This window comes from Pandoraea captiosa, from assembly GCF_902459775.1.
In the GTDB taxonomy this organism is placed as follows: Bacteria; Pseudomonadota; Gammaproteobacteria; order Burkholderiales; family Burkholderiaceae; genus Pandoraea; species Pandoraea captiosa.
In genome coordinates this window covers 501,032-524,138 of record NZ_CABPSQ010000002.1, presented here as the reverse complement: position 1 = coordinate 524,138, position 23,107 = coordinate 501,032, and the positions used below count along the sequence as shown (strand labels likewise).

Genomic DNA, 23,107 nt, shown 5'->3' with positions numbered 1-23,107 from the left:
GCATTTTGTACCCCACCCCTTAAGAAACTTCTGCCCCGTTGCCGGAAAAACGGCCGAAATCGGCTCACCAGCATTGTCAATCTATACGAGACAATTATTCTCAATTCAGATGGATTGTAGTTCTCCATGGGGACCCTAAAATGTCATTCATCGAGGCCAAGCAAGCCTCTTAACGAAACGATGAAGACACAGGAGCCCATCATGCTGGACATCAGAAAAGCTACCGACCGAGGCGTTGCCGACCATGGCTGGCTGAGCTCGCGCCATACGTTCTCGTTCGCCAACTACTACGATCCGAAGCAAGTCGGCTTCTCCGATCTGCTGGTGATCAACGACGACCGCGTGGCACCGGCACAGGGCTTCGGCAAGCACCCGCACCGCGACATGGAGATCTTTTCGTATGTGCTCGAAGGAGCGCTCGAACACAAGGACACCATGGGCACCGGGTCGGTGATCGAGCCGGGCGACGTGCAACTGATGAGCGCGGGACGCGGCGTGGCGCACAGCGAGTTCAATCACTCGAAGACGTCGCCGGTGCACTTCCTGCAAATCTGGATCGTGCCGAACCAGGCAGGCATCGCCCCGGAGTATCAGCAACAACGTTTTACGCCGGAAGAAAAGCGCGGCCAGTTGCGCAAGATCATCTCGCCGGACGGCAGCGACAACTCGCTGCACATCCATCAGGATGCGCGCGTGTACGCCGGGCTGTTCGACGGGGATGAATCGGCCACGCTCACGCTCGCACCGAACCGCTACGCCTACGTGCATGTCGCACGCGGCAGCGTCAGTGTGAACGGAGTGGCGCTGGGCGAGGGAGACGGGGTGCGCGTGCGCGATGAAACCGCGCTCACGATCGCCAACGGCAACGATGCCGAAGTGCTCGTGTTCGATCTGCGCCCGGTGGAAACGCCCGACTTCTAAGTTGCGTCGAAGCGCGGCAGGTGATGGCGGCGTACGGACAGGCTTCCCGCCGTGCGACGCCTCTCGGACACCGCCTTCCCTCGGTGTCCACGCGGCCGGTACCTCACGGTGCCGGCCGCATCTCGTTTGCTGCGGACGTTAGCGCGGCACGGTGTGCGCAAGTGACGTCCTCTCGTTGATCGCTCATGGATCGCTCACGGATCGCTCATGGAACGCTTGGATAGCGGATGGATCGTGCACCCATCACGCCCAAGCACCGCACGCACCACGCATCATGCATCGCGCATGGAAAGCGAACAGGCGTCACCTCGCGCGTCGCGGCCGACCGTCACGCGCGACAGGCCGACCAACTGCGGCGCGAGCGCGCGCCAGATGAACACACACAGGTTTTCCAGGGTGGCGGGGCCGAGTCCGGCCACGTCGTCGAGCAAACGATGATCGAGCCGATCGCTGATCTGCGAGAGCACGCCGTCGAGCCGTGCGAGGTCGATCACCATGCCCGACTCGCCCGTCGGCACGCCGGTGATTTCCACCGTGGCGCGGTAGCTGTGACCGTGAATCCGGCGGCTCGCGTCGATACTCGGCGGATCGATGTCGCGCCGGACCAGCGTGTGCGCCGCTTCGAACACGAAGCTGCGCGAGAGCGTAAACTGCGCACGTGTCTCGCCCAGCGCATGCTCGCGCGTGCTGCGCGACGCCGCTCGTCCCGTCGGTAGCTTCATCGACGGCTCACCTGCCAGTGCCGATTTTTGTCGACGCCCGCCGCTCATGCGCCAACGTCGGCCGCTTCCGGCATTTCCAATGGCAGGGCATGCGCCGCGTCACGCCACGCCGCATCCCCCTGCGCGAGTTCGGCCACGCTCAGGCGACACGCCCGAAACGCCTTTTCGATGGCGTCGCGGTCCAGCGCCCGACCGATGAACACGACTTCGTTGATACGGTCGCCCCAAGGGGCTTCCCAGTTCGATTCGATCGCCGCGCGTTGCGGATCGCCTTCCGGCGGCCAGTGCTCGGGGTCTGCCGCTGCCCACCATTGCCCCACGCCTTCGAGCGTTGCCGTGTTGCCGGCGCGCGAGTATGCCAGCGCCCACGCCGGACGGTTTGCCGCCCATACGTAACCCTTCGCGCGAATCAGCCCCTCGAACGGCATCGACATGAATGACGCAAAGCGCGCCGGGTGCATCGGCTCGCGCTGGCGCAGCACGAAGCTCGTCACGCCGAAGGTATCGGCTTCGGACGCATGATCGCCGGCAAGCGCCTGCGCCCAACCGGCCATTTGCTCCGCACGATCCGGATCGAATCGGCCGGTGCCCAGGACTTCGTTCAGCGGCACTTGTCCGCGCTCGCCGAGCACGATTTTGGCCGACGGATTCAGACCGGTGATGAGGGCCCTGACGGCGTCGAGCTGGAGCGCGTCGACGCAATCCACCTTGCTCACCACCACCACATCGGCGAATTCGATCTGTTCGGTCAGCAATTCCGCCAGACGGCGCTCATCCTCCTCGCCCGCGACCTCGCCGCGCTCTGCAAGCGTATCCAGTCCGTTGAAATCCTGAAGCACGTGCAGCGCATCGACGACCGTCACCATGGTGTCGAGGCGCGCGACGTCGGCGAGCGACTGTCCTGCCTCGTCACGGAACTCGAAGGTCGCCGCCACCGGCATCGGCTCGGCAATGCCCGTGGACTCGATGAGCAGATAGTCGAAGCGGCCGTCCTGCGCGAGTTCGCGCACGGCGATGAGCAGGTCTTCGCGCAGCGTGCAGCAGATGCACCCATTGCTCATCTCGACCAGACGCTCTTCGGTGCGCGAGAGCGCCGCCCCCGCGTTGATCGCCCCGCGCTCGACGAACGAGGCGTCGATGTTGACTTCGCTCATGTCGTTCACGAGCACGGCTACGCGCAAGCCTTCGCGATTGCGCAACACGTGGTTGAGCAGCGTGGTTTTGCCTGCGCCGAGAAAACCGGAGAGGACGGTGACGGGCAGACGGCGATCGCCGGCACTGACGGCATCGCCGGCAGCGGAATTCGAAAAGGGATGAGTCATGACATCTAAGTCCTGTGTTTCAGGGGCAGGTCTTCGCCCGAAGGATGCGCGCCGACGTCACCCACACTGAGGCGGGTTCCGCTGCACCGGGGCCTGGGATAACCGGTACGGCGGACCGTGACGCCGTCAGTGCGCGCCGTCGGGGGGACCGGCGCGATACCACGCCACAGGCTGGCGCGTCGGCGCGCATTCATGGCGATGTCAGCCGCTTATCGATCATCGTGACCATCGCGACCATCGCGGCTATCGAGGACATCGCAAGGCGGGAGCCGAACGTCACCGCCGGGATCGACGACACATGCGGGAGCCGAGGGCTTCCGTCGCTGTCGCCGGCAGCATCGTTCGCAAACGCATAATGCAACCAAGTTGCAATAATGCGCGATGATACGGCGACCATTCCGAATTTGCAACTCAGTTGCACATACCCGACACGTTTCCCGGCATTCCCTCCTTTTGCGTCCCAGCGCAATCGCGCGCCGCACGGCGAGGGAACCGTGGCGACCGCTTGCCAGCACCACGTGCTAACACCCCCTGCCACCGCCTGCCGCCATCGTTTGCCACGGCCTTGCACGCCGTGGGAACTGGCGCGCGGCTGCGCCGGTCTGCAAGGTCTGCGATACTTCACGAGCGGCGCGACTCGCGTGAACGACGGCATCGTCGGATGTCCCGCTTCACGGGTGAGCGACAGGTTCTTCCTTCTTGTTTTCCCGGCGTCCGGTCGATGACGTCGCAACGATATCCCCGTTTTTTCTGAGTCCAACCCGATATGCGCACTCCCAAGAAAGCCTTCCACGACGCCCACGCGTCGCGTGCCACCGGTCTGCTGCGTCGCGCGACGCAGGGCCTCGCCGTGGCCGCAGCCATCGGCCTGTCCAGCATCTCGCAAGGCGCCTGGGCCCACGCGCACGTGACGTCGAGCGAGCCCGCCGCACAAGCCACGGTCGAAGCGCCCCGGGCGGTGCGCGTGACGTTCGACTCGGTGCTCGAAGGCGCGCTCTCGAAGCTCACCGTGGTGGATGCCAAAGGCAAGGCCGTCACCAACGCGAAACCCGAACTCGACGCCGCTCGCAAGACCCTCACCCTGAGCGTTCCCGCATTGGCGGCAGGCGACTATCAGGCGAACTGGGTCGCCGTGGCCAGCGACGGCCATCGCACCCAAGGCAGCTTCAAGTTCACCGTGAAGTGATGTCGGCCGATCTGGCGGCCGGAACGTGGCAGCCGGCGACGGCGGGCCTGTTGAATCTCGCCCTGGCGCTCGCGCTCGGCGTGTTGCTGCTTCGCAGCCCGCATGCGGTCAAGCGCGGCCTCACGCTGCGCGTCCTTCCGGCATTTGCGGCGGGACTGGCGGTGCTCGCATGGCTCGCCTACGTGCTGGCGAGCACGGAAGCCATGACCGGCGGCGACTGGGAAACCTCGTCCGCAATGGCCTCCGACGTGTGGCTGGTGCTCACGCAAACCCATTACGGGCGTGCGCAGTGGGTCGCCGGACTGGGTGCGGCCTTGCTGTGTGCGGGTGCATGGGCGTGGTACGACGCACGACGGCGGCTGCGCGCCGTCATGCCCATCGCGGACGATCCCCGTGACCGGCATCACCGTCGCGAGCATCTTCAGGAACGATACGCCCGCTGGGTCTATGCGGCCGGCGCACTCGTCCTTGCGCTGGGACGGGCGAGTACCGGCCACGCCGCCGATGCCGCCATGCCGTGGCTCGCCATCGGCGTGCATACGCTTCACGTGGCAGCGGCGGCGTCGTGGACCGGCGCGCTGCTCGTGGCCGGATGCGCGATTCCCGGATGGCGTCACTGGCCGGTCGGCGCGCGCGCCGCTTACGGCGATCGGCTGTCGTCCGTCGCAACGCTGGCCATGGTCGTCGCCCTCGTTACCGGGGCGTTCAACGCGTGGCGCACGCTCGGCGAGAACGCATCGCTATGGTTTTCAGCGCAGAATGGGCCTTATCTGGCGTGGCTCGTGACGAAACTGGTGCTCGTGGCCTGTGCTGCGATGCTGGGCGCGTGGAACCGCTGGCATTTTCTGCCGCGACTGGCGCTCGATACCGGTGAGACGCCGCTGGACACGTCGGCATTCGCGCGTGTCGTCGCCATCGAGGCATTGGTGCTGGTGATGGTGATGAGTCTCGCGGCAAAGCTCGGCACGACCATGCCGCCGGGCGTCTGACCCACGGCACTCACGCCCTTGTTCGCTTGAGCCCTTGTTCCTTTGAAGCACGTTCGCCACAGACGTCGAATTCGATAGCAAGAAACGGAGCGCAGCGTCACACCTCTCTCCCTAGACTGAAGGCTAGTCATCAGCCATCGGGAGACCCTCGTGATGCATTCCCAGACCATGACCGCCAAACGTGCGTCCACCCAGCGCAGCGACATTGCCGACTCGCATCGGGAGACGGCGCACGCGCCTGCGCAGGGGCCGTCGCCATCTCATCCGCCACACTCTGCCCACTCGGCCCACTCGGCCCATTCGGCCCACTCGCGTTACGCCAGCGACGACGCCAAGTGGGCCGCCGTCACCGCGCGCGACAAGCAGGCGGACGGCGCATTCTTCTACTCCGTGCGCACGACCGGTGTTTACTGCCGCCCTTCGTGCGGCGCGAGGCTCGCGCGCCGTGAGAACGTCACCTTCCACGCGGATAGGGCAGCCGCCGAGCGCGCAGGCTTTCGTCCCTGCAAGCGGTGCAAGCCAGACCAGGGTGCGGAGGGTGCAATGGATACGCGTCACGCTGCGCTGGTGACAGCGGCCTGTCGCCGTATCGAGGCGGCCGACGTGCCACCGACGCTGGAAACGCTCGCGAACGAAGCCGGCCTCAGCCCGCATTACTTCCACCGGCTGTTCCGCTCTGTGACGGGCGTCACCCCGCGCGCCTATGCGAACGCCCGCCGTGCCGAGCGCGTGCGCGATGCGTTGCCGGCGGCACCCAGCGTCACGTCCGCCTACTACGACGCCGGCTTCAACTCCAACGGACGCTTCTACGCCAAGTCGGACGCCCTGCTCGGCATGAAGCCCGCCGCATTCCGCGCGGGCGGCAAGGCCGAATCGATCCGTTTCGCCGTTGCGCAATGTTCACTCGGCGCACTGCTGGTCGCGGCCACGTCGCGCGGCCTGTGCGCCATTTCGCTGGGCGACGATCCGGACATCCTCGTGCGCGAGTTGCAGGACCGCTTCCCGCACGCCGAACTCGTCGGCGCCGATGCCGGGTTCGAGCGCTGGGTTGCGCAAGTGGTGGGTTTCGTCGAGTCGCCGCACATCGGTCTGTCGCTACCGCTGGACGTGCGCGGCACGGCGTTCCAGCAGCGCGTATGGCAAGCGTTGCGCGACGTCCCCGCCGGCGAGACGGCGAGCTACGCGCAGATCGCCGAGCGCATCGGCGCACCACGCGCCGTGCGCGCCGTTGCGCAGGCGTGTGCGTCGAACACGTTGGCCGTGGCGATTCCTTGCCACCGCATCGTGCGAAACGACGGCGCCGTCTCGGGCTACCGCTGGGGTGTCGAGCGCAAACGCGCGCTGCTCTCGCAGGAGCGGGAAGCTACAGAAGCCCCGGAAGCCCGAGTGGCCCGAGTGGCCCGAGAGGCCCCGGCACCCGGCGACACCGTGACGAAGGGGAAGCGATGAATGCGCGCGTGCCCACAACGGTTGCGTCTCGCGTCGCCTCGCTGGATTGGCCTGCGCTCGAAGACGAACTCAACGGCTTCGGGGCCGCGCGGATTCCCCGATTGCTCGACGCCGCAGAGTGCGCCGCGCTTCGCGAGATGTACGACGACGGGCTAACAACGCAGAGCGGGACGGAAGCGGGGACGGAAGCGGGAACGGAAGCGGGAACGGAGACCGGACGCGGCGGCACCACGCCGACGTCCGAGCGGTTTCGCAGCCGGATCGTGATGGCGCGTTACGGCTTCGGACAGGGGGAATACCAGTACTTCGCCTACCCGCTGCCGTCGCTCGTGGCCGACCTGCGCGAGGCCTTCTACGGGCCGCTGCGCGGTATCGCACACCGTTGGCACAAGGCGATGGGCGTCGCGACGCAATACCCGTCGACGCATCGCGCCTATCTCGCACAGTGTCACGACGCCGGCCAGCGCCGCCCGACCCCGTTGCTGTTGCGCTACGAAGCGGGCGATTACAATTGCCTGCATCAGGACCTCTATGGGGAACACGTCTTCCCGTTGCAGGTCGCGGTTCTGCTTTCGCAACCCGGTGAGGACTTCACGGGCGGCGAGTTCGTACTGACCGAGCAGCGCCCCCGGATGCAGTCACGCGCCGAAGTGGTGCCGCTCACCCGCGGCGACGCCGTGGTGTTCGCCGTGCATCATCGTCCGGTAAACGGCACGCGTGGCGTGTATCGGGTCAACATGCGACACGGCGTGAGTCGCGTGCGCAGCGGCCATCGGCATACGCTCGGCGTGATCCTGCACGACGCGACCTGACCTGTGCTGCGCCGGTCGCCACCCACGTAACCCCTATGACGCTCGACCTCTTCGGCAATCACACCACTGACGACATCGCGAATCCGCACGCCGACACGCTGGGTCCGGGCGCGTTCGTGTTGCGCGGCTTCGCGCGTTCGCGTCTGGCCGTGTTGCAAGCCGATATCGACGCGGTGATCGCACAAGCGCCGTTACGGCACTGGCTGACGCCGGGCGGCAAGCGCATGTCGGTCGCGATGACCAATTGCGGGGAGGTGGGATGGATCAGCGACAGGATGGGCTATCGCTACGGCACACACGATCCGCTCTCGAAGCAGCCCTGGCCTGCCATGCCTGCGTCGTTCTTAGCGCTGGCCCGTGAGGCGGCGGACGCGGCCGGGTATCGCGACTTCACGCCTGACGCCTGCCTCATCAACCGTTACACGCTCGACGCGCGACTGACATTGCATCAGGATCGCGACGAACGCGAGTTGGGCGCACCGATCGTGTCGGTGTCGCTGGGATTGCCCGCGGTCTTCCTGTGGGGCGGTTTGCAACGCGGCGATCGCACGCGTCGCGTGCGGCTGGAGCCGGGCGATGTCGTGGTGTGGGGCGGGCCGTCGCGACTCGTCTATCACGGCATTGCGAGCGTCGAAGGCAGCTTCGACGCTCAGGCCGTACGGTACAACCTCACCTTCCGGCAGGCACGCTGATCAGGCACACGCGACGCACACGCCAGGCATACCGCTCAGTAGCCGACCGTGAAACGCGCACGCGGATGCTGGTTCTTCTCGAGTTCGTCGACCAGCGCGATCGCGAAGTCTTCCATCGAAATCCAGCTTTTGCCGTTGGCGTCCACGAGCAGGGCGTCGGCACCGATACGGAACTTGCCGGTGCGCTCGCCCGGTTCGAACAGCGCCGACGGCGACAGGAACGTCCAGTTCAGCGGCGAGTCTTTCGGCTGCGCGCGCAGGACATCCAGGAACACGCGACCCGCGCTCGCTTCCGGCTTGTAGGCGTCCGGAAACTCCGGCGTGTCGATGAGTGCCTTGCCCGGCGCGACCTCCAGACTTCCCGCCCCACCCACGACCAGCAGACGCGGCACGCCCGCGCGCTCGACGGCGTCGATCAGCTTGGCGGCATCCATCGAGACGAATCGGCCCGCGCTGATGACCGCATCGTGACCGGCGAGCAGCGGCGCGAGCGACGACGGATCGGACGCGTCGCCCTTGACGACCGTGAGCCCTTGCTCGGGTTCGACGCGCTCGGGATTACGCGCGATACCGGTCACGGTGTGACCACGCTGGAGCAATTCTTCGGCAACGCGCGTACCCACGCGGCCGGTAATACCAATCAATGCGACTTTCATCAGGACTCTCCTGAGGGTGAGGGGGAAGACTAAGGTTCGGGTTCGGAAAACGGCGGATATCGGATATCGCGGATACCAGATGGCGGCCAGCGCACTCAGATCGCGCAGCCGTCGGGGCCGCACTGCGGCAGCGCAGCGCCGCCTGCGGCATCGGCGGACCGGGCCGCGAGCAAACGCGCGCGAAGCATGTCGCGCCAGGCATCGGGCTGGCCGAGGTATCGCCCCGGTTCGAGCCGTTCGAGCTCGCCGTCGATGTCCAGCACGAACGTCGGGAAGCCGCTGCCGCCTACCCGCGCGAGCCAGTTGCGGCTGTCGCGGAAGTGCTGCATCAGCGCGGCCGCGTCTTGCGCATCGAGCGCCGTGGAAAACGCGTCGCGATCCAACCCAAGGTCCGCAGCGAGGCCGACCAGCACATCGCGGTCCGCAATGCGCTTGCCGTCGACGTAGTGGGCGCGTTGCACGGCGGAGAACATGTCGAGCCCGCGTGCGGCCAGCGCTTCGGCTGCCAACACGGCGGCGGTCGGGGGTGCGGAGTCGAAGACGGCGGTACCGTCGCACAGCAATCCGTCGAAGTAGGCGTCGCCGAACGGCTGCCCCGTCAGCTCGGCGATCCGGTGATCGTGCGGCATGACGTAGTTGCGCAGTTGCGGCGTGACCGGCTGCACGTTCGGGCCGGCCATCATGCCGCCGCCGTGAAACGCCACGCCAAGTCCCGCCACGTCGCGCGCTGCGCGCACGAGGGGTGCGGCGGCATAGCACCAGCCGCACAGCGGATCGGCAATGTAATGCAGGGTGGCTCGGGTCATGTCGGGTGTCCTCGGGTGTTGCAGCGCGCGCGGGATGCGTTCGACGCTTGTCATGCATGCCATCGTAGTCGCGCTACTCGCGCAAAAAAAGCCCATAATGACGATCACTTTGTTGCACGGATCGAGCAAATCATGGACCGTCTGACGGCAATGCGGGTCTTCACGGAAGTGGCGGAGCGCGGCTCGCTCACGGCGGCGGCGCAGCGTCTCGACATGTCGCGCGCGATGGTCTCGCGCTATCTGGCGGAACTCGAAGCGTGGCTCGGCACGCGGTTGCTGCACCGGACCACGCGCGCAGTGAGCCTGACCGACGCGGGTAACGACGCCCTGCCGCGCTGTCGCGAAATGCTCGGTATCGCAGACGACCTCGCGTGCGCATCGAACGCCGACAGCACACCGCGCGGCCTGCTGCGCGTGGCGTGCAGCACCTCGCTCGGACAGGCGTTTCTGGCCGCAGCGGTGACGCGCTTCATCGTGCGGCATCCGGGGGTGGCCGTCGATCTCGTCGTGGCGGACCGCACCGTCGATCTGGTCGACGAGCGTATCGATCTGGCGATTCGCGTGACGACCGATCCGTCGCCCGGGCTGATTGCGCGCAAGCTCGCGACGTGCCACTCGGTCGTATGCGCGGCGCCTTCCTATCTGGAGCGTCATGGCACGCCTGAACGTGCCGAGGATCTCGCGCTTCACAACTGCCTGACATACACCTACTTCGGCAAAAGCCTTTGGCAGTTCACGCACAACGGCGCGCCGCTCGGCGTGCCCGTGGGCGGCAATCTGTCGGCTAACGAAGTGAATGTGGTGTTCGCGGCAACGCTCGCGGGTGCGGGCATCTCGATGCAGCCGGTCTACTCCGCGCTGCCGCATCTGCGCGACGGCACATTGCGCGCGCTGTTGCCCGACTACGTACCGCGCGAGATGACCGTCTATGGCGTGTACATCTCACGCAAGCAGATGCCCAGCGCGCTGCGCGCACTGCTCGACGATCTCGTCGTGCAGTTCCGTACGGGGTTGTTCGAAGACACCGGATATCCGGGGCGAGCGGCCACGCCGCCCGGCTGACCGGCATCGGGGAAACGTCACACTCGCGCCACACTCGCGCCACACTCGCGCCACACCCCCGCCACATCCCCGACCCCGCCATGTTTCACTCTGCGTGACGCGTCGACGATGTCACCGAAATGTCACATTCCCCGCGTAAAAACGTCGCTTGCCTCGCCCGCCCGGGCAAGCTGACGACGTAGCGCGACCGCAATCCTTCTGCGGCATCTTCCCGTCAGTCCTTGCCGACCGGTCGCGGGCGCTCGCGCGCGCCCCACTGCCCGACACGTCAACCAAGGACATCATGACGCACGACACCACGCCCCAGCCGCACGATCCGGCACTCGATACCGATCTCTCACACGACGACGATCCGACGAATCCGTCGCGCCGCCGGGTGCTTCAGGGTCTGGCCGCCATCGGCGCGGCAGGTGCCGCAGGCGCCACCCTGAGCGGATGCGCGACCGAAGGCGGTGCGGGTGCACCGACGGCCGTCGCCGCCGGCGGCACGTTCGACGCGCAGCTCAAGGCGAACGTCAAAACGGTCGTCGTGATCTATCTGGAAAACCGCAGCTTCAACAACCTGTTCGCCGACTTCCCCGGTCTCGAGAAGCCGTTGTCGAAGGTGCCTGCCTCGGCCTATACGCAACTCGATCGCGACGGCAAGACGCCGATGTCGCTGCTGCCCCCGGTCTTCGACGGTCTGGTGCCGCGCGCGCAGATGATCGGCGGAAAGAAGTACCACATCACCGAGAAGGACATCGCCCGTCAGCCGAATGCGCCGTTCATGCTCAAGGACGCCGAAGGAAAGTTGCTGCCCGAGTCCGTCATCACGCGCGATCTGTGGCATCTGTTCTGGCAGAACCAGATGCAGATCAACGACGGCGCGAATAACCAGTTCGCCGCATGGGCCGACTCGGGCGGTCTGGTCATGGGCTACTACGGCGAGACGGCCAAGACGCTCGACCTGTACAAGATCGCGCAGCAGTACACGATGTGCGACAACTTCTTCATGGCGGCTTTCGGTGGCTCGTTCCTGAACCATCAGTTTCTTGTGACGGCGCGCCCGCCGGTTTATCCCAACGCGGCGCAAAGCCCGGCAAAAGACAAGATCGCGGTGCTGGCCGACGGCCCGCAAGGCGTGCGCCTGGCGGTCGCGCCGGACTCGCCCGCCTCGGCCGCCGACGGCAAGCCGAAGTTCGTGCGCGACGGTGCGATCACGCCGGACAACTACGCGGTGAACACGATGATGCCGGCTTACCAGCCGTCCCCGGTCAAGCCTGCGGCGTCGGGCGACAAGCGTCTGGCAGACCCGGCAAACCCGGCGACGCTACCCCCGCAGAACTACGCGACCATCGGCGACCTGCTCTCGAACAAGGGTGTGTCGTGGGCCTGGTATGCGGGCGCCTGGCAGTCGGCGCTCGATCACAAGGGCGGGGCGGACAAGCCGAACTTCCAGTATCACCATCAGCCCTTCAACTATTTCGCGCAATTCGCGCCCGGCACGTCGGCACGCGAGACCCATTTGCGCGATGGCGGGGAAGGCGACAGCCCGATCTCGAACAAATTCATCGCCGACGCGATTGCCGGCAAATTGCCGGCCGTCACGTTCTACAAGCCGCAGGGCAACCTGAACCAGCACGCCGGCTATTCGGACGTGGAGTCCGGCGACCAGCACGTGGCGAACGTGCTCGCGCATCTGATGAAGTCGCCGCAGTGGAACAACATGGTGGTGGTCATCACGTATGACGAGAACGGTGGCTGGTGGGATCACGTCGCGCCGCCGAAGGGCGATCGCTGGGGCCCCGGTTCGCGCATTCCCGCGATCGTGGTCTCGCCGTTCGCCAGGCGCGGCGCCGTCGATCACACGTTCTACGACACCACGTCGATTCTGCGCTTCGTCACGCGCCTGCACGACCTGCCGACGCTCGAAGGCATCGCCTATCGCAACGCCGCCTTCGCGGCGCGCGGTGCGAACCCGCCGGGCGACTTGACGAAGGCCCTGTCGTTTTCGTAATTAGGTTTGCGTAATTAGGTTCGCGTAATTAGGTTTGCCCAATCAGCTTTGTCGCAGAAGAAGAAGAAAGGGCGCCCTCGGGTGCCCTTTCTTCATGCGTCACGCCTGCTCGTCCAGTTCGTCCGAACGTAGCAGCAGCTTGTCCAGCAGACGTTCGTACACGCGCATCTCGTCGTCGCTCAACGCCTCGAACAATTGCTCGTAGTGCGAGCGCGCGGCGTCGATCACTACGCGCCAGACTCGCTCGCCCTCTGAGGTCAACGTCACCTTCACGGCACGGCCGTCGTGTTCGTCAGGGGCGCGGCGCACCAGTCCGCGCGCCACCAGCCCGTCCGCCCCGCGGCTCGCCTGACTCTTGTCCAGATTCGCGCGACGCGCCAACTCCGAATTCGACAACGCCCCCGCCGTTCCCACCGCCGCCAGCACGCGCGATTCCGCAAGACTCAACTGGGCGCCGTGCGCGTACGACTGCGAGACACGCCTGTCGTGCTGCTTCATCAGGCGGTGCATCTTGTACGTCAGGAACTGGTCGAGCGATTTGTGGGATGGCCGCATTTCAGTGTTTTCCCCTAGACGAAATGGGTCGATATTTGGTTGCGGACGCAACATTAGCACACTAGAATTGTTGCGTTAGCAACTAAATGCTCGATGACGTTTCACGTCGATCGCGCGTGGTGCAGGCGCGGTCTCCCCGCTGACACGAGACCTCGCTGCGCGCGCGCCGAGCCGCTTTTCGGGTGCCGCATCGCCATGCACAAACCAGAGACCACCCCGCGCGCGTCGCTCTATCACGCATACCGCGTTTATTCACACTTTTCTCCGCAGTCCGCGCACCAGAGCGAACACCGCGACATCCCTGTCACGGTCGTCGGCGGCGGTCCGATCGGCATGGTCACAGCGCTCGCGCTCGCACGCCATGGCGTGCGCTGCGTCGTGTTGCAAGCCGAGCAGCAAGTCTCGGAGGGCAGCCGCGCCATCGTCTTCACGCGTCGTTCGCAGGAAATTCTGCAGGCCGTGGGCGTGTCGGACGCCGTTGTCGCCAACGGTCTGCCGTGGACCAGCGGCAATTCGTACTATCGCGGTCAGCGCGTGTTTCGCATGGAGTCGCCGGTCGACGAAGACGACCGCTTCGCGCCGCTCATCAACCTGCAACAGAACGTGCTCGAGAGCTATCTGGTGGACGCCATCGAGCGCGAACCGCTCGTCGAGATCCGCTGGGGCAACAAGCTCGTGGGCGTGACGCAGGACGACGAAGGCGTAACGCTGCAAATCGACACGCCCGAAGGCGAGTACTCGCAACGCACCGGCTGGCTCGTGGCGGCCGACGGCGCACGCTCGACGGTACGCACCGCGCTCGGCCTTCGCTTCGAAGGAGCGAGCTACGAGGGACGCTTCGTGATCGCGGACATCCGCATCGATCTCGATCTGCCGACCGAACGACTCGCGTACTTCGCGCCCGACTGGAACCCTGGCAATACCGTGCTCATGCACCGCGAGCCGGGCGGCATCTGGCGCGTGGACTATCAATTGCCGGTCGAGGAAACGTCGGAACATGCGTTGCAACCGGACACGATCCGCGAGCGCATCGACGCACAGCTCGACATGATGGGCCTGGGCGGCAAGCCCTGGGAGCTCGACTGGTGCTCCGTGTATTCGGCGCGCGCACTCACGCTGCCCGACTACGTGCACGGTCGCATTCTTTTCGCGGGCGACGCCGCGCACCTGCTGCCGATCTTCGGCGTGCGCGGCGCGAACACCGGCTTTCAGGACGCCATCGATCTGTCGTGGAAACTCGCCGCCGTCGCGAAAGGCGCGGCGCCTGCGACGCTGCTTGCCTCCTATACGCACGACCGCGTGGGCGCGGCGCGCGAGATCATCGCCGAAGCGGGCAAGAGCACGCGCTTCATGACGCCGCCCTCGCACGGTTTTCGCGTGCTGCGCGACGCCGTGCTCGATCTCTCGCTCGATCACGAATTCGTGCGCCCGCTGTTCCACTGGCGCACGTCGCGCGCGCACGACTACCGCGACTCCCCGCTCAACTGCCCGGGCGACGACAACACGTCGATGACCGCAGGTCCGGGCGTCGGGGCGCCGACACCGAACGTAAAGCTCGGCGAGAACGACTACCTCTACGACCATCTCGGCGCGGCTTTTCATCTGCTGACGTTTGGCGACGCCCCCGTGAGCGACGCGCTGCGCGAGGAAATCGGGGCATGGCGTGAGCGCGGCGTACCGGTCAGAGTCGTGACGTTCGCCGCGTGCGCAGACACCGTAGCCGGGGCGGACGTCACCCTGCCCGATCCGACGGGCCACGCCGCTGCGAAGTATCACGCCCAGGACGGCACCGCTTATCTCGTGCGTCCCGACCATCACATTTGCGCATGCTGGCAGCGGCTCGATGCCGGGCGTCTGGCCGAAGCACTCGCGCACGCGACGGCACGCGTCTGAGCGCGGACGTCAACGGCACCCAAGGAATTCATCATGACCGCCCAGCAAACCGCCATCGCCGGCCTCGAAGACATTTACGACACGCTCGCACTCGCCATCGACGCAGCCCCCGAAGACAAACGAGAGCTATTGCTCGCCAAAGTCGTGCTGCTGCTCGCGAACGACGTCGGCGATCCGAAGCGCGTGATCGAACGCATTCAACAAGCGGCCGATAGTGCGTAATGACTCGTAATGACTCGTAATGACTCGCAAGGACACGCAAGGACACGCAATGAGCCGCAATAGCACGCGGTGACGGGCGCCAGCGAACTGCGTTCGCCGTAAGCGGCTTCGGCGAGCCATCAGCCAAGCCGCCCTTACCGTTCCATTTTTTGGCGCGTGCCCTCGACGGCGCGCCCGCATACCTAACACCGCCACACATCCAACAAGGCGGGGAGCGTCGGAGAAGACACCCATCATGAGCCGTATCACGCCCGCCACCGGTCTTGCCGGCGGCATTCCCTCGCCCGTGCCCGGCGACAGCGGCACCACCGTCCATCGCATTGCCAGCGAAGCGATGGAACGCGCCGTCGTGCGCAAGGTCTCGCGCCGCTTGCTCGGCTTCCTGTTCGTGCTGTTCCTTTTCTCGTTCCTCGACCGCATCAACGTCGGCTTCGCCGCGCTCACGATGAGTCAGGATCTCGGGCTCACGAGCACGATGTTCGGCATGGCGTCGACCGTCTTCTATCTGACGTACGTGCTTTGCGGCGTGCCGAGCAATCTCATGCTCGTGAAGTTCGGCGCACGTCGCTGGATCGGCGCGATTCTGATCGCGTGGGGCCTCGCGTCGAGCGCGACGATGTTCGCCCACGACGCCACGAGCCTCTATCTGATTCGCGCCATCGTCGGCATTACCGAAGCCGGGTTCCTGCCGGGCATGCTGCTCTACATGGGCGACTGGTTCCCCTCGGCGGCGCGGGCACGCGCCAACGCCTGGTTCATGATCGCCATGCCGGTGACGTCCGCGCTCGGCGCGGCGGCATCGGGGTATCTGCTGCGACTCGATGGCGTAGGCGGCCTTGCGGGATGGCAGTGGCTGTTCGTACTCGAAGGACTGCCGACGGTGCTGCTCGGCGTCGTCACCTGGTGGTATCTCGACGACAAGCCGGCGGATGCGCGCTGGCTGAACGCTGCCGAGAAGCAGACCCTCGCCGCGATGATCGAGCGCGACCGCGCTGCGGCGCTCGCCAGACTCGCGGGCACGGCATCCGGCAAACCGGTTGGCATGTGGCGTGCGATTCTCACACCGAGCGTCGCCCGGTTTGCGCTCGGCTACTTCTGCCTCGTCAATACGCTCTCGCTCGCATCGCTCTGGATTCCGCAGATCGTGAAGAGCTTCGGCACGACCAGCAGCAACGTCACGATCGGCCTGCTCGCGGCCATTCCGTCGGTGTGCACGATTGCGGGCATGATTTGGTGGGGACGCCGCTCCGATCGCCTGCAAGAGCGTCGCTGGCATCTGGTGTTGCCGATGCTGTTCTCCGCCGCCGGCTGGGGCGTGACGTGCTTCGCACCGGACCCGTCGCTGCGTCTTGCCGGGGTGGCGATGGCCTCGACCGGCGCGTACACCGCGATGGCGATCTTCTGGACAGTGCCGGACCGCACGCTGGCGCCGCATACGCGCGCCCTCGGGCTGGCGGTCATCAACGCCGTCGGCAACCTCGGCTCGGCGCTCAGTCCGATTGTCGTCGGCGTGCTCAAGGACTGGACGCACTCGTTCACCTCGGGTCTCATGTTCGCCGCCGTGAGTCTGCTCGTGGGCATTGGCGTGCTGTGGTTCGCGCCACTGGGCCAACGCCGCGCCGGCTGAGCGCAGGCACACATCGGAACCGTGCCTGGCATGGCGGTCACGGTTCCGGGCCATAATGCGGTCTTTCCCGAACGTCTTCGCATGACGTTGCATCGCTTCGCATCGATATGCGGCAGTGCTCACGTTAAAGGAACCCCGCCATGCCAGTCGCAACGCCAGTGGCCGCCCAAGGCCCCACGCTCGTCGTACTGATCGACGCCGATAACGCCGCCCCCGCCATCGTGGAGGGACTGCTCACCGAAGTCGCCAAGTACGGGGTGGCGAGCGTGAAGCGCATCTACGGCGACTGGACGAAACCGAACCTCGACGGCTGGAAGAAGTGTCTGCTCGAATATTCGATTCAGCCGATCCAGCAATTTCGCTACACCGTCGGCAAGAATGCCACCGACAGCGCCATGATCATCGACGCGATGGATCTGCTCTACACCGGGCGATTCGATGGCTTCTGCCTCGTGTCCAGCGATAGCGACTTCACACGACTGGCGTCGCGCATTCGTGAGCAAGGACTGATCGTGTACGGTTTCGGCGAACGCAAAACCCCGCAGCCCTTCGTCACGGCGTGCGACAAGTTCATCTACACGGAATTGCTGCGCCAGGACGACGAACCCGACGACGATGAAGCGCCCACGCCGCGCAAGCGCCGCAGCGCCTCCGAACTCAAGCGCGACACCCGCCTCGTGCGACTGCTGCGCAACGCCGTGACCGGCGTGTCCGATGAGGATGGCTGGGCCAGTCTCGGGGCGATCGGCAGCCACATCGCCAAACAGGCGCCCGACTTCGACGCGCGCAACTACGGCTTCGGCAAGCTGAGCGATCTGGTCGCGACCGTCGGACTGTTCGACGTGGAGCAGCGCGCGGGCAGCGGCGGCAACAAGGGCATCTGGGTACGACTCAAACCGAAGCGCGGGGCGTCCGGCGGCGCAGAAGGCGGTGCAGCAGGAAGTGCAGTAGGAAGCTCGGAAAGCGCAGCAAAAAACGCAAGCGCACCGTCGTCGTCGAGGACGAAGCGCGGCAAATGAGCGTGCCTCGCGCTTTTTTGCGAGAAATTTTCGCCAAACGCTTGCCAGCCTCGAAAACTCACCCTATAATCGCGGTCTTTCTAGGCTCGTAGCTCAGTTGGTTAGAGCACCACCTTGACATGGTGGGGGTCGTTGGTTCGAATCCAATCGAGCCTACCAACGAACAAAAAACAAAAGGCGTCCGCGTTTTCGCGTGACGCCTTTTTGTTTTGCCTTTTTGTTTTTCGTCCTCCGCATTGTCGGCTTCCGCCGCATCTTCCGCTTTGCCCGGGGAGCCCTCTTCTCTCGCTTCCTCCTTGCCCGACGCCTGTCGAGCGCCACATCGAAGGGCGCAACTTCCCGGCGTCCACACGCGTTACAAAACGACACATCCCGAACACACTCGTAGCACCTGCGATGCGAGGCCATCGCTAGACTTGCATCAACGGTTCAACGAAGGTCTTGTGCCCACAGCAGCTTCAGGGCCTCTCGCGACACCGATCCGACTCACTGGCTTTTTGCCGACGCGCACGCAGTCTGCTGCAACCCGCAACGACGGCGAGCGCTCATGGAGGACACCATGAAACGCATTCTCATCATCGCTGCCCTCGGTGCCGCCGCTGCGGTGGCCTCGACCGCCGCATCGGCTCACGTGGATGTCGGCCTCTATCTGGGCGTTCCTGCGCCGGTGGTCGTCGCACCGCAACCGGTCTACGTTGCACCCGAGCCAGTGTATGTGGCACCGCGCCCGGTGTATCGCGCACCGCAACCCGTGGTGTACTACGGCCGCGATCGCTGGGACGACTGGCGCGAGCGTCGCTGGGAAGAACGACGCCACGACCGCGGCTGGCACCGTGGCTGGTACAAGGGCGACCGCGATTGATCTGACGGCGTCCGGACAACGAACGAAGCGGCCCGCCGGTTGGCGTCGGCGGGCTTTTTAAGCGGGAAGCGGCTCCGTCGCTTTCCGCGTTCTTTTGTCCGAAAACCGTTGCGTTGAATCAGCGCGACAAAGTCAGTACGGCAAAATCAGCGCGCCTTACGTCATCGCCACATCACGCAGTTCGCGCTTCATCCACTCGACGAACGCCCGCGTGCGCGAAGGCAACAGCCTGGCATGCGGATACACGATGCTCACCGGCCGCGCCGGTCCTTCAAAGTCTTTCAGCACACGCACGAGTCGTCCGTCGGCCAGTGCACCGGCGACCTGATACGACAGGAAGCAGCCGTAGCCAACGCCGCCGACACACGCGTCGACCGCTGCCATCCCGTGACTGATGTCGAGATTGCCGTCCACGGCGACGACGTATTCCTTTCCGCCCTCCCAGAAGCGCCAGTGCCCGTAGCCGCCCCCGTGCGAGATGATGCAATTCTTGCCGATCAGCTCGCGCGGATGCGTCACCGCCCCCTGCTCGGCGATACATGCAGGACTGGCCACCACGACACGACGGATCGCGCCAATGCCTTGCGCCACGAGCGTCGAGTCGTCCAGCGGTGAGATGCGGATACCGACATCGATGCCCTCCTCCCACAGGTTCACGACGCGGTCGTTGAGCATGAGCCTGCATTTGACGGCCGGATACGCCCGCAAGAACCGATAAAGCGCGGGTGCAACGTGCAGTTGTCCGAACAGCACCGGCGCGGTGACGACCAGCGTGCCGGTCGGCGCTTCGTGGCGTGCGGCGAGCCGTGCCTCCGCCTCATGCAACTCGCTCAGAATCTGACGACAGGTGTCGAGATACGTGCGCCCTTCCTCCGTGAGTGCAATGCGACGCGTGGTGCGATTGAGCAGGCGCACGTCGAGCGACGTTTCCAGCGCCGCGAGTGTACGCACCACCGCCGGAAGCGACGAGTCGAGCGATCGGGCCGCCGCGCTCAGGCTGCCCTGATCGACGATGGCGACGAATGTCTGCATTGCGCGGAGTTTGTCCATGTGGCGCATGATTACTCCGATTTTCGGAGTAGTCAAATCAACCTAACGCCATTTATCCGGAAATCGGCGGGATGGAGAATTGGGGCATTGGATGACCGCGCCACGTTCCGGCGCACACCGGTCGCTTCCGTTCCGCTCCTGTTCTCTTTGCCCGACTCGTTACCCGGAGATGCTCGATGTCCCTATCCACTGCTGCCACTGCTGCCACTGCTGCCACCGCTCCCCACGCTGACCGTCCTGCCCGCCCTGCGCGCCCGATCAAGCTGTATCGCCTCGCGCTCTCGGGTCACTGTCACCGCATCGAACTGATGCTCAACCTGCTGGATTTGCCCTACGAGAACGTCGACATCGATCTGGGTGCGGGTGAGCACAAGCAACCGGCGTATCTCGCCATCAATCCGTTTGGACAGGTCCCGGCCATCGACGACGATGGTGTGGTGCTTGCCGATTCGAACGCGATCCTGGTGTATCTCGCCACGCGCTACGACGCACAGCACAGCTGGCTGCCGCGCGACGCCGTCGCCGCCGCTCGCGTACAGCGCTGGCTGTCGGTGGCGGCAGGCGATCTGGCGTTCGGCGCTGCGGCCGCGCGCGTCGCAGTGCTGTTCGGTCGCGATGTCGACACGACCGCAATGATCGAGCGCGGCGTGCTGCTGCTCTCGCGTCTGGAAGCGCATCTCACGGCACCGAACGCCACGCCGTTCGTCACGGCCGCCACGCCGACGATTGCAGATATTGCGCTGTACACCTATCTGGCACACGCGCCCGAAGGGAACGTGTCGCTTGCCCCGTACCCGGCCGTGCGGGCGTGGCTCGCGCGCATCGAAGCGCTGCCGCGCTTCATCCCGATGGCATCCACGCCCTGCGGCCTGAACGCCGTCGCGGCGTAAGGCCCCCGAGTGCTGCAAGTCCGAACCGACGGAGAGCATGATGAATGCCCCTACCCCCGCGTCACCCGACATGGCTTCCCCCTTTCATGCCGGAGAAACCTACGTGCAAACACTTGCCGGTTCTCGCGAAGCGATGGCGGAGGTCGGGGGGCGCGTCATTCGTGTCGCCATGCCGGACCAGCATCGTCAGTTCTTCGCGCAGTTGCCGTTTCTCGTGATGGGCGCGCTGGATGCCGACGATCAACCCTGGGCCACGCTGCTCAGCGGCACGCCGGGCTTTGCCCACTCGCCCGACCCGCGGCTGCTGCGCGTGAACGCGTTTCCCCCGTCAACCGATCCACTGCATGGCGCCGTGAGACCAGGCGCGTCGATCGGTTTGCTCGGCATCGAGCCGTCGACACGTCGCCGCAATCGCGTGAATGGCCTCGTCGCGGAGATGGATGCGCAGGGCTTTACGATGCGCGTTGCGCAGAGCTTCGGCAATTGCCCGCAGTACATCCGCAAGCGGGAGATGACGCCCGCTGGCCATGACGCGCCGCCGGTCGCCGAACCGGCGCAGACGTCGCTCGACGACGACGCGCAATGGCAGATCGTCAGCGCCGATACGTTCTTCGTTGCCACGCACTACGCCGGAGACGGCGCCACCGAGCGCAGCGCAGGCACGGATGTCTCCCACCGCGGCGGCAAGGCAGGCTTCGTCCGGGTCGAGGACGCCAATACGTTGATCTGGCCCGACTTTCGCGGCAACGCGTTCTACAACACGCTTGGCAATCTTCAGATGAATCCGCGTGCGGGGCTCGTGTTCGTCGACTTCGCGTCGGGCGACTTCCTGCATGTCGCGGGCGACGCAGAAGTGCTCTGGCAGGATGAAACCCAAAGCGGCTTCGAAGGCGCGCTGCGACTGGTGCGTCTTCGCATACGCGAAGTGCGACGCGTTCGCGGGGCATTGCCGCACGCATGGCGCGAAGGCGAGGCATCGCCCAGCGTCGAACGCACTGGCGCATGGCCAACCGTCTGAGGCCGGACGCCACCCTTGCCTGCATCAAACGCTGCGTGTACAGTGTGTCAACGCCTGTCGAGTGACAGGCGTGTTCTTCTCTTCCTCGATCCATGACTGCTGAATCGTTCGCCCGTCTCGCTGTATCGCCGCCGCCAAGCGGTGCCGGCGCTCGGCTGCGCGCACGGTTTGCAGCTGTCGCCCCTCCCCCTGCTCGCGGCGTGGCACCGCCCGCCGTGGTCGTCGCCGACGTTAGCGACGCTGTGGTCGCTTTCGTAGCCTGACGTCAAGGGCTTACCGAGGGCACGTCCGGCGTTCGTCGCCCGGCACGTGACCCACACGACTTATTCATTCGAATTTCAGTTTCGTTCTGCCTGTCTGCGCGTTGCGCAGCGTTGGCCGATGCGGCATCGCCCCGCGGCTGAGCGCGCGAGCGTGCGACGCCATGGCGTTTGCCCACGACGGCAAGCCATGATCCGGCAGGCCGGACGAGCTGCACAGGGGAAGATCGATGCAATCAGAGAGTCTCGCGTGGCGCCGACATGGCGCGACGCTCATGTTCGTTCTGCTATGGAGTGGCGGTGCACTCGCCGCCAAATGGGGGCTGGCGCACGCGTCGGCGTTTGCGTTCCTCGTGATCCGGCTCGGCGTGGCGTTCGCCGCGCTCGCGCTTATTGCACTGACGAGGCGTCAGTGGTGGCCAGCGCCCGGCACGCGATGGCAGGTCGCAGGCACTGGGGTGCTGCTCGTCGGCGGCTACCAGACGGCATATCTGCTCGCACTCGCGAACGGCATGACGCCCGGCGCGCTGGCCACCGTGCTGGGCGTGCAGCCGATTCTGACGCTCGTGGCGCTGGAGCGGGCACACAGCGCACGACGTCTGCTGGGGCTCGCTGTCGCCCTTGCCGGCCTTGCACTGGTGGTGGCGCAAAGTCTGCTCTCGGCACGCCTGTCGGTGGCGGGCTCGGCGTGGGCGCTCACCGCGCTCGCCTGCATGACACTCGGCACCATTGCACAGAAAGGCTCGCGACAGACGCCGCTCGACGTCCTGCCCTTGCAGTACGCCGTCGGGCTGGCGATGGCGCTGCTGATTGCGCCGACGCAGCCGTTGCAAATCGACGGCACGCTCGGGTTCTGGCTTCCGATGCTCTATATGGGCCTCGTGATCTCCGTGGGCGCAACGCTGCTGCTCTATCGCATGATCGCCTCCGGCAATCTCGTGACGGTCACCAGCCTGTTCTATCTGGTGCCCGTGGTGACAGCCCTGCTCGACTGGGGCATCTTCGGGCATCGACCGACGGTGCTTGCCGTGGCAGGGACCGGCGCGATCCTGCTGGGCCTTCGGCTGGCGCTGCGGTAGGCCCGCGCTCGCGCGGGCA

At 65.7% G+C, this 23,107-nt stretch carries 21 protein-coding genes, 1 tRNA gene and 1 pseudogene; 17 read left to right on the top strand and 6 right to left on the bottom strand.

All coding sequences use genetic code 11. The annotated features are described in order from the left end of the window. Nucleotides 1-201 precede the first annotated feature (201 nt). Nucleotides 202-921, top strand: a complete 720-nt coding sequence (locus tag PCA31118_RS07580) for a pirin family protein (protein WP_044457635.1) — start codon at nucleotides 202-204, stop codon at nucleotides 919-921. A 272-nt stretch (nucleotides 922-1,193) separates the two neighbouring features. Here PCA31118_RS07580 and PCA31118_RS07575 read toward each other — a convergent pair whose 3' ends face one another. Beyond that, nucleotides 1,194-1,643, bottom strand: coding sequence for a 6-pyruvoyl trahydropterin synthase family protein (locus PCA31118_RS07575; protein ID WP_150624487.1), 450 nt, complete (start codon nucleotides 1,641-1,643; stop codon nucleotides 1,194-1,196). Nucleotides 1,644-1,687: 44 nt separating this feature from the next. After that, nucleotides 1,688-2,965 carry a GTP-binding protein gene (locus PCA31118_RS07570; RefSeq protein WP_150624485.1) on the bottom strand — a complete coding sequence of 426 codons (1,278 nt, stop codon included), beginning with the start codon at nucleotides 2,963-2,965 and terminating at the stop codon, nucleotides 1,688-1,690. A 766-nt stretch (nucleotides 2,966-3,731) separates the two neighbouring features. Here PCA31118_RS07570 and PCA31118_RS07565 point away from each other — a divergent pair. From PCA31118_RS07565 to alkB, 5 genes are all read left to right on the top strand, one after another. Beyond that, on the top strand, nucleotides 3,732-4,151 hold the full coding sequence (locus PCA31118_RS07565; protein ID WP_150624483.1) for a copper resistance CopC family protein: 420 nt from the start codon (nucleotides 3,732-3,734) through the stop codon (nucleotides 4,149-4,151). Next, nucleotides 4,151-5,140 (top strand): copper resistance D family protein, encoded by a 990-nt coding sequence (locus PCA31118_RS07560; RefSeq protein ID WP_150624481.1) that lies wholly within the window; start codon nucleotides 4,151-4,153, stop codon nucleotides 5,138-5,140. Before PCA31118_RS07565 ends, PCA31118_RS07560 begins: the two co-directional genes overlap by 1 nt. Nucleotides 5,141-5,293: 153 nt before the next feature. Then, on the top strand, nucleotides 5,294-6,589 hold the full coding sequence (gene ada, locus PCA31118_RS07555) for a bifunctional DNA-binding transcriptional regulator/O6-methylguanine-DNA methyltransferase Ada (RefSeq protein WP_246190124.1): 1,296 nt from the start codon (nucleotides 5,294-5,296) through the stop codon (nucleotides 6,587-6,589). Continuing rightward, nucleotides 6,586-7,401 (top strand): 2OG-Fe(II) oxygenase, encoded by an 816-nt coding sequence (locus PCA31118_RS07550; protein ID WP_150624479.1) that lies wholly within the window; start codon nucleotides 6,586-6,588, stop codon nucleotides 7,399-7,401. The genes ada and PCA31118_RS07550 overlap by 4 nt, the downstream gene beginning before the upstream one ends. Nucleotides 7,402-7,436: 35 nt before the next feature. After that, nucleotides 7,437-8,093 (top strand): DNA oxidative demethylase AlkB, encoded by a 657-nt coding sequence (gene alkB, locus PCA31118_RS07545; protein ID WP_150624477.1) that lies wholly within the window; start codon nucleotides 7,437-7,439, stop codon nucleotides 8,091-8,093. Between the two features lie 35 nt (nucleotides 8,094-8,128). Here the strand turns inward: alkB and PCA31118_RS07540 are convergent, their stop codons facing one another. Together PCA31118_RS07540 and PCA31118_RS07535 are read right to left on the bottom strand one after the other, a co-directional pair. Next, nucleotides 8,129-8,749 carry an NAD(P)-dependent oxidoreductase gene (locus PCA31118_RS07540; protein ID WP_150624475.1) on the bottom strand — a complete coding sequence of 207 codons (621 nt, stop codon included), beginning with the start codon at nucleotides 8,747-8,749 and terminating at the stop codon, nucleotides 8,129-8,131. 95 nt (nucleotides 8,750-8,844) lie between these two features. Further along, nucleotides 8,845-9,555, bottom strand: a complete 711-nt coding sequence (locus PCA31118_RS07535) for a DsbA family protein (RefSeq protein ID WP_150624473.1) — start codon at nucleotides 9,553-9,555, stop codon at nucleotides 8,845-8,847. A gap of 132 nt (nucleotides 9,556-9,687) precedes the next feature. On the opposite strand from PCA31118_RS07535, the gene PCA31118_RS07530 reads away from it, so the two are divergent. Next, nucleotides 9,688-10,617, top strand: coding sequence for a LysR family transcriptional regulator (locus tag PCA31118_RS07530; protein ID WP_150624471.1), 930 nt, complete (start codon nucleotides 9,688-9,690; stop codon nucleotides 10,615-10,617). A gap of 283 nt (nucleotides 10,618-10,900) precedes the next feature. Beyond that, complete coding sequence (locus tag PCA31118_RS07525) at nucleotides 10,901-12,613, top strand: acid phosphatase (protein WP_150624469.1); 1,713 nt, start codon at nucleotides 10,901-10,903, stop codon at nucleotides 12,611-12,613. Nucleotides 12,614-12,712: 99 nt separating this feature from the next. On the opposite strand, the gene PCA31118_RS07520 is transcribed toward PCA31118_RS07525, so the two are convergent. Beyond that, nucleotides 12,713-13,168, bottom strand: a complete 456-nt coding sequence (locus PCA31118_RS07520) for a MarR family winged helix-turn-helix transcriptional regulator (RefSeq protein ID WP_174990379.1) — start codon at nucleotides 13,166-13,168, stop codon at nucleotides 12,713-12,715. 195 nt (nucleotides 13,169-13,363) lie between these two features. Between PCA31118_RS07520 and PCA31118_RS07515 the strand changes: the two genes are divergently transcribed. The 6 genes and pseudogenes from PCA31118_RS07515 to PCA31118_RS07490 all read left to right on the top strand — a co-directional run bounded on the left by PCA31118_RS07515 (nucleotide 13,364) and on the right by PCA31118_RS07490 (nucleotide 18,791). Next, the gene (locus PCA31118_RS07515) at nucleotides 13,364-15,061 is read left to right on the top strand and encodes an FAD-dependent monooxygenase (RefSeq protein WP_150624465.1); all 1,698 of its coding nucleotides are present in this window, start codon (nucleotides 13,364-13,366) and stop codon (nucleotides 15,059-15,061) included. Between the two features lie 33 nt (nucleotides 15,062-15,094). Then, nucleotides 15,095-15,283, top strand: coding sequence for a DUF2783 domain-containing protein (locus tag PCA31118_RS07510; protein ID WP_150624463.1), 189 nt, complete (start codon nucleotides 15,095-15,097; stop codon nucleotides 15,281-15,283). Nucleotides 15,284-15,518: 235 nt separating this feature from the next. Next, the gene (locus tag PCA31118_RS07505; RefSeq protein WP_150624461.1) at nucleotides 15,519-16,910 is read left to right on the top strand and encodes an MFS transporter; all 1,392 of its coding nucleotides are present in this window, start codon (nucleotides 15,519-15,521) and stop codon (nucleotides 16,908-16,910) included. A 140-nt stretch (nucleotides 16,911-17,050) separates the two neighbouring features. After that, nucleotides 17,051-17,810, top strand: a pseudogene (locus tag PCA31118_RS07500) (NYN domain-containing protein); the annotation flags it as partial. 201 nt (nucleotides 17,811-18,011) lie between these two features. Further along, nucleotides 18,012-18,088 (top strand) — tRNA-Val (locus PCA31118_RS07495). A gap of 400 nt (nucleotides 18,089-18,488) precedes the next feature. After that, entirely contained in the window at nucleotides 18,489-18,791 is a 303-nt protein-coding gene (locus PCA31118_RS07490; protein WP_150624459.1) for a hypothetical protein, read from the top strand. Between the two features lie 156 nt (nucleotides 18,792-18,947). Here the strand turns inward: PCA31118_RS07490 and PCA31118_RS07485 are convergent, their stop codons facing one another. Continuing rightward, complete coding sequence (locus PCA31118_RS07485; RefSeq protein WP_150624457.1) at nucleotides 18,948-19,841, bottom strand: LysR family transcriptional regulator; 894 nt, start codon at nucleotides 19,839-19,841, stop codon at nucleotides 18,948-18,950. 176 nt (nucleotides 19,842-20,017) lie between these two features. On the opposite strand from PCA31118_RS07485, the gene PCA31118_RS07480 reads away from it, so the two are divergent. From PCA31118_RS07480 to PCA31118_RS07470, 3 genes are all read left to right on the top strand, one after another. Further along, a complete protein-coding gene (locus PCA31118_RS07480) occupies nucleotides 20,018-20,731 on the top strand; it encodes a glutathione S-transferase family protein (protein WP_150624455.1) in 714 nt (237 codons plus the stop codon). A 70-nt stretch (nucleotides 20,732-20,801) separates the two neighbouring features. Next, entirely contained in the window at nucleotides 20,802-21,749 is a 948-nt protein-coding gene (locus tag PCA31118_RS07475) for a pyridoxamine 5'-phosphate oxidase family protein (protein ID WP_174990377.1), read from the top strand. Between the two features lie 490 nt (nucleotides 21,750-22,239). Then, nucleotides 22,240-23,088, top strand: coding sequence for a DMT family transporter (locus PCA31118_RS07470; RefSeq protein WP_150624451.1), 849 nt, complete (start codon nucleotides 22,240-22,242; stop codon nucleotides 23,086-23,088). Nucleotides 23,089-23,107 lie beyond the last annotated feature (19 nt).

Coding starts and splice junctions, on each gene's coding strand:
- alkB (WP_150624477.1), top strand. CDS start 7,437: ATGACGCTCGACCTCTTCGGCAATCACACCACTGACGACATCGCGAAT.
- PCA31118_RS07525 (WP_150624469.1), top strand. CDS start 10,901: ATGACGCACGACACCACGCCCCAGCCGCACGATCCGGCACTCGATACC.
- PCA31118_RS07515 (WP_150624465.1), top strand. CDS start 13,364: ATGCACAAACCAGAGACCACCCCGCGCGCGTCGCTCTATCACGCATAC.
- PCA31118_RS07570 (WP_150624485.1), bottom strand. CDS start 2,965: ATGACTCATCCCTTTTCGAATTCCGCTGCCGGCGATGCCGTCAGTGCC.
- PCA31118_RS07560 (WP_150624481.1), top strand. CDS start 4,151: ATGTCGGCCGATCTGGCGGCCGGAACGTGGCAGCCGGCGACGGCGGGC.
- PCA31118_RS07475 (WP_174990377.1), top strand. CDS start 20,802: ATGGCTTCCCCCTTTCATGCCGGAGAAACCTACGTGCAAACACTTGCC.
- PCA31118_RS07470 (WP_150624451.1), top strand. CDS start 22,240: ATGCAATCAGAGAGTCTCGCGTGGCGCCGACATGGCGCGACGCTCATG.
- PCA31118_RS07520 (WP_174990379.1), bottom strand. CDS start 13,168: ATGCGGCCATCCCACAAATCGCTCGACCAGTTCCTGACGTACAAGATG.
- PCA31118_RS07530 (WP_150624471.1), top strand. CDS start 9,688: ATGGACCGTCTGACGGCAATGCGGGTCTTCACGGAAGTGGCGGAGCGC.
- PCA31118_RS07510 (WP_150624463.1), top strand. CDS start 15,095: ATGACCGCCCAGCAAACCGCCATCGCCGGCCTCGAAGACATTTACGAC.
- PCA31118_RS07575 (WP_150624487.1), bottom strand. CDS start 1,643: ATGAAGCTACCGACGGGACGAGCGGCGTCGCGCAGCACGCGCGAGCAT.
- PCA31118_RS07535 (WP_150624473.1), bottom strand. CDS start 9,555: ATGACCCGAGCCACCCTGCATTACATTGCCGATCCGCTGTGCGGCTGG.
- PCA31118_RS07540 (WP_150624475.1), bottom strand. CDS start 8,749: ATGAAAGTCGCATTGATTGGTATTACCGGCCGCGTGGGTACGCGCGTT.
- PCA31118_RS07485 (WP_150624457.1), bottom strand. CDS start 19,841: ATGGACAAACTCCGCGCAATGCAGACATTCGTCGCCATCGTCGATCAG.
- PCA31118_RS07550 (WP_150624479.1), top strand. CDS start 6,586: ATGAATGCGCGCGTGCCCACAACGGTTGCGTCTCGCGTCGCCTCGCTG.
- PCA31118_RS07565 (WP_150624483.1), top strand. CDS start 3,732: ATGCGCACTCCCAAGAAAGCCTTCCACGACGCCCACGCGTCGCGTGCC.
- PCA31118_RS07490 (WP_150624459.1), top strand. CDS start 18,489: ATGAAACGCATTCTCATCATCGCTGCCCTCGGTGCCGCCGCTGCGGTG.
- PCA31118_RS07580 (WP_044457635.1), top strand. CDS start 202: ATGCTGGACATCAGAAAAGCTACCGACCGAGGCGTTGCCGACCATGGC.
- PCA31118_RS07480 (WP_150624455.1), top strand. CDS start 20,018: ATGTCCCTATCCACTGCTGCCACTGCTGCCACTGCTGCCACCGCTCCC.
- ada (WP_246190124.1), top strand. CDS start 5,294: ATGCATTCCCAGACCATGACCGCCAAACGTGCGTCCACCCAGCGCAGC.
- PCA31118_RS07505 (WP_150624461.1), top strand. CDS start 15,519: ATGAGCCGTATCACGCCCGCCACCGGTCTTGCCGGCGGCATTCCCTCG.